The 12,885-nt window shown below is 27.4% G+C and carries 12 protein-coding genes; all 12 read left to right on the top strand.

Translation table 11 applies throughout. The features are described from left to right. Nucleotides 1–31 precede the first annotated feature (31 nt). The 12 genes from ACQPUY_RS01630 to ACQPUY_RS01575 all read left to right on the top strand — a co-directional run bounded on the left by ACQPUY_RS01630 (nt 32) and on the right by ACQPUY_RS01575 (nt 12,829). A complete protein-coding gene (locus ACQPUY_RS01630; protein WP_430839147.1) occupies nt 32–769 on the top strand; it encodes a YebC/PmpR family DNA-binding transcriptional regulator in 738 nt (245 codons plus the stop codon). A gap of 396 nt (nt 770–1,165) precedes the next feature. Next, nucleotides 1,166–2,458: a TrkH family potassium uptake protein gene (locus ACQPUY_RS01625; RefSeq protein WP_430839146.1), complete on the top strand. Its 1,293-nt coding sequence runs from the start codon at nt 1,166–1,168 to the stop codon at nt 2,456–2,458. Nucleotides 2,459–2,468: 10 nt separating this feature from the next. Beyond that, a complete protein-coding gene (locus ACQPUY_RS01620; protein ID WP_430839145.1) occupies nt 2,469–3,140 on the top strand; it encodes a potassium channel family protein in 672 nt (223 codons plus the stop codon). Nucleotides 3,141–3,237: 97 nt separating this feature from the next. Then, nucleotides 3,238–3,375: a six-cysteine ranthipeptide SCIFF gene (scfA, locus tag ACQPUY_RS01615; protein ID WP_016208429.1), complete on the top strand. Its 138-nt coding sequence runs from the start codon at nt 3,238–3,240 to the stop codon at nt 3,373–3,375. A 208-nt stretch (nt 3,376–3,583) separates the two neighbouring features. Then, the gene (gene scfB / locus ACQPUY_RS01610; protein WP_430839144.1) at nt 3,584–4,939 is read left to right on the top strand and encodes a thioether cross-link-forming SCIFF peptide maturase; all 1,356 of its coding nucleotides are present in this window, start codon (nt 3,584–3,586) and stop codon (nt 4,937–4,939) included. Nucleotides 4,940–5,104: 165 nt separating this feature from the next. Beyond that, complete coding sequence (locus ACQPUY_RS01605; protein ID WP_430839143.1) at nt 5,105–6,319, top strand: M16 family metallopeptidase; 1,215 nt, start codon at nt 5,105–5,107, stop codon at nt 6,317–6,319. Between the two features lie 14 nt (nt 6,320–6,333). Next, entirely contained in the window at nt 6,334–7,746 is a 1,413-nt protein-coding gene (locus ACQPUY_RS01600) for an aminotransferase class I/II-fold pyridoxal phosphate-dependent enzyme (protein ID WP_430839142.1), read from the top strand. 138 nt (nt 7,747–7,884) lie between these two features. Beyond that, nucleotides 7,885–9,738, top strand: a complete 1,854-nt coding sequence (gene htpG / locus ACQPUY_RS01595) for a molecular chaperone HtpG (protein ID WP_430839141.1) — start codon at nt 7,885–7,887, stop codon at nt 9,736–9,738. 225 nt (nt 9,739–9,963) lie between these two features. Then, nucleotides 9,964–10,806: a pyridoxamine kinase gene (locus tag ACQPUY_RS01590; protein ID WP_430839140.1), complete on the top strand. Its 843-nt coding sequence runs from the start codon at nt 9,964–9,966 to the stop codon at nt 10,804–10,806. Beyond that, complete coding sequence (locus ACQPUY_RS01585; protein WP_430839139.1) at nt 10,790–11,302, top strand: TIGR04002 family protein; 513 nt, start codon at nt 10,790–10,792, stop codon at nt 11,300–11,302. The genes ACQPUY_RS01590 and ACQPUY_RS01585 overlap by 17 nt, the downstream gene beginning before the upstream one ends. Nucleotides 11,303–11,335: 33 nt before the next feature. Next, on the top strand, nt 11,336–12,124 hold the full coding sequence (locus tag ACQPUY_RS01580; protein WP_430839138.1) for an endonuclease/exonuclease/phosphatase family protein: 789 nt from the start codon (nt 11,336–11,338) through the stop codon (nt 12,122–12,124). Nucleotides 12,125–12,277: 153 nt separating this feature from the next. Then, nucleotides 12,278–12,829 (top strand): ECF-type riboflavin transporter substrate-binding protein, encoded by a 552-nt coding sequence (locus ACQPUY_RS01575; protein WP_430839137.1) that lies wholly within the window; start codon nt 12,278–12,280, stop codon nt 12,827–12,829. The last annotated feature ends 56 nt before the right edge of the window (nt 12,830–12,885 follow it).

Raw genomic sequence — 12,885 nt, 5'->3', positions numbered from 1 at the left:
AAATTTAAATTAATGTTGGGAGGAATTAAAAATGTCAGGACATTCAAAATGGCATAATATACAAAACAAAAAAGGAAAAGCAGATGCAAAAAGAGGAAAAATCTTTACAAAGTTAGGTAAAGAAATTGTTATAGCAGTTAAAAATGGTGGTCCTGTTCCCGACACTAACCCAAAATTAAGAGACGTAATTGCAAAGGCTAAGGCAGCAAATATGCCTAGTGATACAATAAATAGATCAATAAAAAAAGCTTCAGGTGAACTTTCAGGAGTAAACTATGAGAAAATAGTTTATGAAGGTTATGGGCCATCAGGAGTTGCAGTAATAGTAGAAACATTAACAGATAATAAAAATAGATCAGCAGGAAATGTAAGAAGTGCCTTTACTAAAGGTGGTGGAAACATGGGAGCTACAGGCTGTGTAGGCTTTATGTTCCAAGAAAAGGGCGAAATTGTTATAGAAAAAGAAGATAAAGATGAAGATGAAATAATGATGCTTGCATTAGATGCTGGAGCAGAAGATTTTGAATCTGAAGATGAAGTATTTGTAGTAACAACTACTCCAGAAGATTTTGGAACAGTAAGAGAAGCTTTAGAAGCAGAAGGATTAGAATTCTTAGAAGCAGCAGTAAAGATGATTCCAGATACATATACTGAAATAAATGAAGATGATGCTAAGAAATTCCAAAAGATGTTAGACTTACTTGAAGATGATGACGATGTGCAAGAAGTTTACCACAATGCTGAATTCCCAGAAGGATGGGATGAGTAGACCTTGTAATCATTGAAATTACAACTTTTGAACAAAATTAAAGTTTAATTAAGAAAAATAATATATTGTGACATACATCAATTAAGATCTTTGTTTATGATGTGTTTTTTAAAGACTATTTTCTATTTTAAAGAATAGGAGGTAGTCTTTTTTTGTTATTTGATTTTATAAAGAATTTCAAATTTTAAAATAATACTAAGAAATGTCGCATTTTTGATGTTTTATAATTAAATAGAAAGTAAATAATCCTATTTACATTTATCAGCTTTTTTAAAAGAAATTAGGTAAAAATAACGAAATTGACAGTAAAAAATAGTGAATATATAATAATGCTAAATACTGAGAAATGATTCAAAAATATTTGTTTTAGTTACATGTAATAAAGGAGAGCTTAATATGAAATTATTAAAAAAAATAAGCCCAGGCAGAATAATTGTTTTGGGGTTTTTTTATGTCATTGTGATAGGAACTATATTATTAAAGCTGCCGATATCCATTAATGAGGGGGTAGAGGTCTCGGTTGTTGACGCTTTATTCACTTCAACTAGTGCAGTTTGCGTAACTGGATTAATTGCTGTAGATACGGCCGACACTTTTACTGTTTTTGGACGAGCTGTAGTAGCTTTGTTGATTCAAATAGGTGGACTTGGAGTTACTTCTGTAGGTGTCGGCTTTATTATATTAATGGGTAAAAAGGTTGGGATTAAGGAAAGAGTGCTAATTAAGGAATCTATGAATCTAGATTCAATGAAAGGTCTAGTAAAATTAGTTAAATCAGTATTACTATTAACACTAAGCTTTGAAGTAGTAGGGGTAATATTAAGTTATATAGTATTCTCTAAGGATTACAGCCCTTTAGATGCATTAGGTATAAGTGTATTCCATTCAATAGCTGCTTTTAATAACTCAGGATTTGATATTTTAGGTGGACTTAAAAATTTAATACCTTACAAAAGTAATATTTTATTAAACTTAACTACATGTGGGTTAATTATTTTTGGTGGTCTTGGATTTTTAGTTATTAAGGAAATAATTAAAAAGAAAAGGTTTAAAAAATTTAGTTTACATACTAAGATAGTACTTACTATGACAGCTAGCTTACTTGTAATTGGGACTGTGCTTTTAAAGGCAACTGAAGATATTACATGGCTTGGAGCATTTTTCTTTAGTACTTCTGCAAGAACTGCAGGTTTTAGTACGTATCCATTAGGAAACTTCACTAACGCAGGGTTGTTTATTTTAACTATTTTAATGTTCATTGGGGCATCTCCTGGATCTACTGGAGGTGGTATAAAGACTACTACATTATTTACTTTGTTTAAGAGTATATATAGTACTTCTACTAATAAACATTGTGTAGCATTTAAAAGAAAGATACCTACTTCAGTAATTTTTAAAGCATTTAATTTAATTATATTAGCACTTACTGTAGTTTGTCTTGGTACTTTTGCTTTAACTGTAATTGAACCTCAGTATTCATTTATACAATTACTGTTTGAAGTAACTAGTGCATTCGGTACGGTTGGTTTATCTACTGGGATAACACCAGATCTTACAGACTTAAGTAAGATGATAGTATCTTTAATAATGTTTATTGGAAGGCTTGGACCGATGACAATGGCTAGTATTTGGTATTTTAAAGAATCATCAAATGCTTGTTATTCAGAAGAAACAGTTATAATTGGATAGGGGGATAATTATGTTTAATCATAAATCATCAATAGAATTTGGAATAATAGGAATAGGGAGATTTGGTTTTGCATTAGCTAAAACCTTAATAGAAGCAGGAAAAGAAGTAGTAGTTTTAGATAGCGATGAAGATAAAATAAAGCAAATTAGATCATATACAGAAAATGCTTTTATTGTAAATAAATTAAATAAGGAAACTTTAGAGGAAACTGGAATACAAAACTGTGAAACTGTATTTGTATGTATTGGAGAAAAGATAGATGTAAGTATACTAACTACATTAAATGTAATAAATATGGGAGTGAAAAGAGTTATTGCAAAAGCAAACACTTATGAACAAGGATGTGTATTAAAGAAAATAGGAGCAGAAATTGTTTATCCAGAAAATGATATGGCAATTAGAATTGCTAATAGATTATTAAATGAAGAAGCATTAGAGTTTATTGAATTAAATAATGATATTCATATAGAGGAAATAAGGGTTACAGATAAGATAGATGGAAAATCTGTGATAAAATCAAAAATTCGTAATGACTTTAATTTAAATATTATTGCATTAGAGAGAAATGAAGAAACTATTATCGAAGTTGATCCTAATCATATACTACGAGAAAATGATTTAATAGTACTAATAGGTAAAAAAGATAACATAAGAAAATTTGAAGAATATTTAAATGACTAAATATTAAGTAGAAAAGGAATTTGTATAAAATCATCTTTTCATCTTAAAAATTTTATGATATAATCTTGGAGTATTTTAAGTATGGGGGAGTATAGTTATGAAACATATTAAAACAATTAACAAAACTAATATTAAAAACAGCTTAGTTAAACCAGGCTGTAAAGAATGTGCTAACTCATGTCAATCAGCTTGCAAAACATCATGTACAGTTGCAAACTTAGAGTGTGAAAACTAATTAAAAAGAAAGCGGCAGCATTAAAGTTGCTGCTTACTTTTTATTCTTTAGGAAATTGTAAAAATGTTACACTGTAACTAACTTTTTATAATTTCCATCATTCAGCTTTCAAGTGCATCTATTAATTTTGAGATGACTTGGAGCAGAGCGACGGAATAAGCAAAATTACATAGATGTACTTTTTTATAAATCATTTGGAGGGATTAAGATGTCTTTAATACACAAATTTAAACAAGGTGAAAATTATTTTGTATTAGATGTAAATACAGGTGCTGTTCATATAGTAGACGAGCTAGTATATGATTTAGTGCATGATGATGGAATGAAAGATAAGGAAGAAACTATAAAGCTTTTATCTCATAAATACGATAAAGAAACTATTGAAGAAGCTTATGATGAAATATTAGAGCTTATAAAAGATGGAATGCTATATTCAGAAGATAAGTATGAAGATATAGCTCATGGTTCAATGGAAGATAGAGATTATATTAAAGCAGTTTGTTTAAATATAATTCATGGATGTAATTTAAGATGTAAGTACTGTTTTGCAGATGAAGGAGAATATAATGGACATAAGGGTGTTATGTCTATTGAAACTGCTAAAAAGGCTATTGATTACGTAGTAAAAAGAAGTGGTCCAAGAAGAAATATTGAAATAGATTTATTTGGTGGAGAGCCGACAATGATAATGGATACTGTAAAGGAAATAGTGCAGTATGCAAGAGATAATGAGAAGAGTTGGAATAAAAATATTAGATTTACTATGACAACTAATGCAACACTTTTAAATGATGATATGATGGATTTTATGGACAAGGAGCTTGGAAACATAATCCTTTCATTAGATGGAAGAAAATCTGTTAACGATAATGTAAGAATTAAAGTTAATGGTAGTGGGTCTTATGATGATATTTTACCAAATATCAAAAAGATGATTGAAAAGAGAACTCCAGGTAAAACATATTATGTAAGAGGAACTTTTACAAGAGCTAATACTGATTTCTTTGAAGATGTAATGGCAATGGTAAATGAAGGATTTGATGAAGTTTCTATTGAACCAGTAGTGTTAGAAAATGGACATCCTCTTGCTTTAAGAGAAGAGGATTTACCTACTATAATGGAAAACTATGATAAGTTATATGAAGATATGGCTAAAAGAAAAAGAGAAAAGAATGGTGAATATAACTTCTATCACTTTAATGTAGACTTAAATGGTGGACCATGTGTATATAAGAGAATTTCAGGCTGTGGAGCAGGTTTTGAATATGTAGCTATAACTCCACAAGGAGAAGTTTATCCATGTCACCAATTCGTTGGAAAAGAAGAGTTTAAGCTTGGAACTATATATGATGATACATATAATTCTGAACTTGGTAAGGAATTTAAAAAAGCTCATATTTATAATAAACCAAAATGTAGAGATTGTTGGGCAAGATTTTATTGCAGTGGAGGATGTCAAGCAAATAACGTTAGCTTTAATGGAGATATGAAAATACCTTATGAAATAGGCTGTAAAATGCAAAAGAAGAGAATTGAATGTGCAATTGCTTTAAAAGCAGAATAAGGATGAACTATAGCAAGGGGCTGTTTTTTAAACAGCCCCTTAAATTTTAATTTTACATTAAATGTGTATTGCAAATTCTTCATTTTCATTATATAACAGCCCTTTTAGTTTTACATTTAATAATAGAAATATTAAAATAATATTAGTAAATATATGGAGGTAGTAATGGAAGCGGTATTAAATAATGGAATAAAGCTAATTTATAAAAAAACAATGTCTAAGCTTACATCAATATCTGTTTCAATAGACGCAGGTGCTTGTAAAGAAAGAGAAATTTTAGGGTTAGCACATGCTACAGAGCATATGGTGTATAAAGGAACTAAAAATAGAAGTGAAGAAGATATAAATAAGGAATTAAGTAGAGTTTTTGGATTTCAAAATGCAATGACAAATTATCCATATGTTATTTATTATGGAACTATGTTAAGTGAAGATCTAGGAAAAGCTATAGAACTTTTTTCGGATATAATAATAAATCCAAGTTTTGAAGAAAAAGGATTTAAAGAAGAAATGGATGTTATAAAAGAAGAATTAAGGGAATGGGATGAAGAGGTAGATCAGTTTTGTGAAGATAAACTTTTTCTTAATAGTTTTGAAGAGCGAAGAATAAAATATCCAATTATAGGGACTATGGAGAGTTTGAATAAAATTACTTTAAGTGATATAAAAGGTTTTTATTTAGAAAATTATAATCCTCAAAATACATCTATAGCAGTTGTATCATCATTAAATTTTGAAGAAATTAAAGAAATAATAGAATTATACTTTGGAAATTGGTCAATTAATAATGATAATAAAGATAATGAAATAATTTATGATATAGATAGTTTTGGAGTTTATAAAGATGTTAAGGAAGGAATCAATGGTTCTAAGGTGGAAATTATATTTCCAATAGATAGCCTTAGTATTGATGAATTAAAAGCCTTAAGAATATTTAATGAGTATTTTGGAGAGGGTGTCAATTCAGTACTATTTGATAGATTAAGAACGAAAAATGGCCTTGTATATGATGTTTTAACTAGAATTGCTTATGAAAAATATATTAAGCTATATAAAATAACTTTTAGTACTTCAAAGCAAAATTTAGATAAGGCTTTATCATTAATAGAAGAATGCATAAGGAAAGTAATAGGCGAAGAAACAGATATTAATGATGAAGATATAAAAGATTATATAAAGTCTATAAAGTTAAAGAGATGGTTTAGAGAAGAACAAAATATAATTCTTGCAAAAGAGTTATCTACTTATAATACAATGTTTGGAAATTATAGGATATATGATGAAGAATTAGATGGTTTAGAATATTTAAATAAGGAATTTATTTTAAATGTTGCGAAAAAGGTATTAAATAATAAGTCTATTGAAATAATAAGCAACTAATTAAAGGAGAAGAGATGAATAAGGCACCATTATTAGAAGAATTATTAAAATATAAAAGTGAAAATAATTTAATTTTATCAATGCCAGGAAATAAGTCTGGAAAAGGTTTTTTAAGAGATAAATTAGGAAGAAGATTAAAAGATTCTTTAGGAGAATTAGATATAACAGAAGTTGATCCTTTAGATAATCTACATAATCCAGAGGGAGTTATAAAAGAAGCACAGGAACTTTTAGCAAAGACATATAAAGTTAAAAAAGCTTATTTTTTAGTAAATGGTAGCTCATCAGGTAACTTATCAGCTATATTTTCAGCGTTTAATGAAGGCGATGAAGTGCTAGTAGAAAGAAATTGTCATAAATCAATTTATAATGCACTAATTTTAAGAAAGCTAAAAGTTATATATATTGATGCTGTGGTAGATAATAATTTAGGCATATTTTTACCCCCTAGAGAAGAGGAGATAAATGATGCTTTAGAAAAGGCAAAAAGCCCTAAAGGTATTATTTTAACTAACCCGAATTATTTTGGAGTTTATTACGATTTAGAAAAAACAATAGAAAAATTAAGAAAAGAAGGATTGAAAGTTATAATTGATAGTGCTCATGGTGCTCATTTTGGATTTAATGATAAATTGCCTAAATCTATGGCTACATTAGGTGATTATGTAGTAGTTAGTGCTCATAAAACCTTACCTAGCCTTACCCAAGGAGCTTTTTTATTATTAAATAGTGTAGATGATAATATTGAGTTTTACTTAAAAGCCTTTATGACAACCTCTCCTTCATATTTAATTATGGCATCCTTAGATTACTCAAGATATTACTTAGATAACTATTCTAAAGATGATTATGATAATCTAATTGAAATGGCAGAAAAATATAGGCAAGATATAAATTCATTAAATAAGGTATATATAGTTAGCAATAAAGATATGGAAGAAAAATATAAAATAGATAAAAGTAGATATTTAATGACTGTGAGAGATGGGTATAGTGGGCATAAGCTTTTAGAATATTTAAGATCAAAAAAAATACAAGCAGAGATGAGCTTTGGCAAAGGTGTAGTCCTAATTTTATCTCCATCAAATACAGAGGTGGATTTTGAAAAAATATATTTAGCTATTAAAGATCTTAATATCGATTTATTAAAAACTGAAGAAAATATAATAGAATTTAGTAAGTCATATCCTAAAAAAATTTTAGAACCTTATGAAGTCTTTAATTTTAAATATAAATATATAAGTTTAGATAACTCGTTAGATAAAATATCTAATGAGTTTATAGTTCCATATCCTCCAGGCATACCTGTAGTTTGTCCAGGGGAAAAAATAACTAGTGAAGTTATTGATATAATAAGGAATTATATAGACAATAAATTAAGTGTAATTGGGCTAGAGGATAATAGGATTAAAGTACTAGATATTTAAAGAGTTAGTATATAATTATTATTTTCATTAATATAAATTAAATAATAAATCATAAATGAACTAAAATAGGATATAGTAAATATTGACATAACTTTTTCTATTTACTAAAATTATTTCATATAAGAGGAGGAATTATTTATGGAGAAAAATAAAGGAAATATATCAATTCATACAGAAAATATTTTCCCAATTATTAAAAAGTGGCTTTATTCAGATAAAGATATTTTTATAAGAGAGCTTATTAGTAATGGGTGTGATGCAATAAGCAAATTAAAAAGGTTAGTAACTTTAGGAGAAGCAAATATAGACGAAAATCAAAAGTATAAAGTTTTAGTTACTGTTAATAAAGAAAATGGTACATTAAAGTTTACTGATAATGGAATTGGAATGACTGAAGAAGAAGTAAAAAAATATATTACGCAAGTTGCTTTTTCTGGAGCTGAAGATTTTATAAATAAATATAAAGATAGAATAGATGATGATAAAGATATAATAGGACATTTTGGACTTGGTTTTTATTCAGCATTTATGGTAGCTAAAAGAGTCCAAATAGATACCTTATCATACTTAAATGGATCAGAAGCTGTAACTTGGGTTTGTGATGGTGGAACTGAATATGAAATATATCCATCTGAAGACAGAAAAGAAAGAGGAACAACTATTACTTTATATGTAGATGATGATAGTAAAGAATTTTTAGAAATTTATAAGGTTAGAGAAATTATAGAGAAGTATTGTTCTTTCTTACCTACAGAAATATACTTAGAAGAAGAAGGAAAGGAAGAGAAAGAAGAGGATAAAAAGCCTTTAAATGATACAACTCCATTATGGATGAAGTCTCCAAAGGATTGTACAGATGAAGAATATAAAGATTTTTATAAAAAAGTATTTTTAGATTTTAATGATCCTTTATTTTGGATTCATTTAAATGTCGATTATCCATTTAATTTAAAAGGAATATTATATTTCCCTAAATTAAAACATGAATTAGAAGCAACAGAAGGTCAAGTAAAACTTTATAATAATCAAGTTTTTGTAGCCGATAATATTAAAGAAGTTATACCAGATTTCTTATTATTATTAAAAGGAACAATAGATTGTCCTGACTTACCATTAAATGTTTCAAGAAGTTTCCTTCAAAAAGATAAGGACGTTATGAAGATTTCTAAACATATAGTTAAAAAGGTAGCAGATAAGTTAATAGGACTTTATAAAAATGAAAGAGAAAATTTCAATGGTTTTTGGAAGGATATACAAATATTTATTAAATATGGGTGTCTAAGAGATGAAAGCTTTTATGAAAAAATTAAGGATATAATTGTTTTTAGAAAATTAAATGGTGAGTATATTACTTTAAAAGAATACCTTGAAGAAAATAAAGAAAAACATGAAAATAAGGTGTTCTATGTAACAGATGAAAAGCAACAATCTCAATATATTAAGATGTTTAAGGAAGCTAACTTAGATGCTTTAGTATTAGATTGTTCTTTAGATAATCATTTTATTAGTTTCTTAGAATCTAAGGAAGCTGGGGTTACTTTTGCAAGAATAGACTCTGATATTTCAGAAACTTTAAAAGGTGATGAAACAGAAGAGCTAAAGGATTTAAATGAAAAAATAGAAAATTTATTTAAAGAAGTAGCTTCTAATGATGTAAAAGAAATAAAAGTTGAGAGTCTTAAGAATTCAGAAACACCAGCAATGATATTAGTTTCAGAACAGTCTAGAAGAATGGCTGAAATGAGTAAAATGTTTGGTGGTATGGATATGCCTAATATGTTCAGCGAAGAAAGAACTTTAGTAATAAACAATAATAATCCAATTATTAAGAAGCTAACTAATGTAAGCTTAGAAGATAAGGAAAGGATTAATTTAATATGTAATTATATATTAGACCTTGCTTTATTATCCAATAAGGAATTAACTTCTCAAGAAATGGATAGCTTCATTGATAGAAGCAATAAACTATTAAAATTGGTAATAGATTTATAAAAAATAAATATAAAATTAGTTTTAATAGGGATAATAGATTTTTAATTTATTATCCCTAATTTCATTCCTTTAGTTCGGAAGTGCTTATATTAATTTTGCGATGACTTGGAGCTTACTTCTGAATAAGGAAAATTATATAGAAACACTTTTATTGTATCGATACAATGGACAAAATTTAACTATTGAATTATTATAAAGTAAATAAATTTAGAAGTAGGTGCACTTATGAATAAAGTTAAAAAGGTAGCAACAATTAATGATTTATCAGGAGTTGGAAGATGTTCTTTAACAGCAGCAATACCAGTTTTATCTGTATTAGGGGTTCAATGCTGTCCTTATCCAACAGCCGTATTATCATGTCATACTGGGTTTGATAATTATACTTTTTTAGATATTACTAATGAAATGATTAGTTATAAGGAGGCCTGGGATAACTTAAATATAAATTTTGATTGTATATATAGTGGCTTTTTAGGATCAGAAGAGCAAATAGACATAGTTTTAAATTTTGTTAAAGGAAAGGAAAAGGCTTTAGTTGTAGTTGATCCTGTAATGGGAGATAATGGTGCTATTTATGATACTTTTACAGAAAACATGTGTAATAAAATGAGATACTTGGTTTCAATTGCTAATATAGTTACACCTAATTTAACGGAAGCTTGTATTTTAACTGGTGATATATATGATAAATATAATACTAGTGATGAAAAGATAATAGAAATAGCAAAAAAGATATCTGATATGGGACCTGAAAAGGTAATTATAACTGGAATTATAAGAGAAAATAAAATTTTCAATTTTGCATATGATAAAAAAACAAGTGAATTTTTAAAAGTAGAATCAGATTTTAATAATGAGTCTTATAGCGGTACAGGGGATATATTTACATCAATTATAATTGGACTATTGTTAAATGGACACGATTTAAACTATGCTATTAAAAATGCTACAGATTTTATATTTAAAGCTATTGAGTTTACTTCAAAATTTAAATCTGATTCAAGAGAAGGAATTATGTTTGAGCCATGTTTAAAGGAGCTGATATTAATAAATGAATATAAGCAATAAAACTAAAAATATTGTATTAGCAGCACTCTTTGCAGCAATAATATGTACAACTATTGCTTTTATACCTCGAATTCCAACTGGATTTAATGGAGGGTATATTCACTTAGGGGATACTTTTATATATTTGGCAGCTGTACTTTTACCTACACCATATGCTATGGTGGCAGCAGGAATTGGTGCTGGACTTGCAGATGCTTTAAGTGGTGGAATAGTATGGATTATAGCAACTATAATAATAAAACCTGTTATGGTGCTATTCTTTACATCTAAATCAGATAAATTATTATGCAAAAGAAATATATTAGCATTATTTATTTCTGGTTTTGTAGGATGTTTTGGTTATTATTTAGCAGGAGCTATTATGTCAGGAAACTTTATTGCACCTCTAGCAACTTTATATTTAGAGGCTATACAACCTGTAGTTAGTGGTATAATATTCTTATTAGCTGGATATGCTTTTGATAATATAAAAATTAGAAAAAGAATTTTAAAGTAACAGCAAAATAACTATAAATAACGAGGTATTACTATGAAGGTAATGACTTTTAATTTAAGAACAGATTTTCCTTTAGATATCAATAATAGATGGGATAAAAGGAAAGAAATAGTTTATGAACTAATAAAAAATAATGATTTTGATATAATTGGAGTTCAAGAATTAAATAATAAAATGTTTAATGATCTTACTTCAGAAATATTTAATTATAATTTTGTTGGAATGCCAAGAAGTAGTAAGTTTTTTATAGAAAGAAATGATATTTTAGTTTCTAATAGGCATAGAATAATAGAGTATAATACTTTTTGGCTGTCTAAAAATCCTGAAAAAATAGGTAGTTCTGTTTGGTATTCTGTTTTTCCAAGAATCTGTACTACTGCATTAATTGAATTAGAGGATGGTAATATAGTTAGAGTTTATAATACACATTTGGATTTTCTATTACCTAAAGCTAGAGAATATGGACTTAAAAAAATAGGGGAATATATAGAAAATCAACATGAAAAAGATGATTACCCAGCTATATTAATGGGTGATTTTAATTCTAGTCCTAATAGCAAAGTAATTAGAAATTTATCAGAAGGTAAATACAGTAGTAAGAAATTTATAGCTGTTCAAGATAGTAAAAAGGAAATATATTCTTTATCAACTTTAAGTAAATTTAAAGGAAGTAGAAAAGGCCTTCATATAGATTATATTTTTGTTACAGAAGAGTTTGATGTTAAAAACAGTGAAATAATATACTATAACATTGATGGAAGATATCCTTCAGATCATTATCCTATTAGTGCAGAATTAAAAATTAAAGATCGACTAGTATAGAAATTATACTTATTTTTAAAAAATCTAATTTATTATTATTTAAAAATTCATATAACATTAAAAATATTTATATATAATTACGAATAAAAATTTGACTCTAATAATATTGGTATTATATACTTCTAATATATTATTAAACAAAGGAGAAATGGAATGGGAAAAAATTTATCTATTAAAACGATAGTTGCAATAGGAATAGGTGCGGCTGTATTTATGATATTAGGACGTTTTGGTTCTATTCCATCAGGAATAGCAAATACTAATATAGAAACAAGCTATGCATTTTTAGCCCTAATGGCAGTATTATATGGTCCAATAGCAGGACTTTCTATAGGTTTTATAGGACATACTTTAAAAGATTTAGTTTTCACCGGTTTACCTTGGTTTAGTTGGGTTATAGCTTCATCTTCTGTAGGTCTTATATTAGGATTATCATGGAGAAAATTAAAGGTTAATGAAGGAGATTTTGAAAAAAAGGAAATTATTTTATTTAACATTTATCAAATAGTTGCAAATGCTATAGCATGGCTTTTAATTGCTCCTACATTAGATATCTTTATTTATGCAGAACCATCAAATAAGGTATATTTACAGGGAATAGCAGCTACAATTTCTAACTCAATTACAGTCGGTGTACTAGGGACTATTTTAATTTATACATATTCAAAAAGTAGAGTTAAAAAAGGAAGTTTAGATAGAGAGTAGTATGTAGTTAAAATGCTAGAGACTTTAGGTTTCTAGCATTTTTTTGTATACATATT

The organism is Clostridium nigeriense (assembly GCF_050585245.1).
GTDB classification, from domain to species: Bacteria; Bacillota; Clostridia; order Clostridiales; family Clostridiaceae; genus Clostridium; species Clostridium nigeriense_A.
Note: the sequence above shows the minus strand (reverse complement) of the source record. Positions and strands in the feature narration are given on the sequence as shown.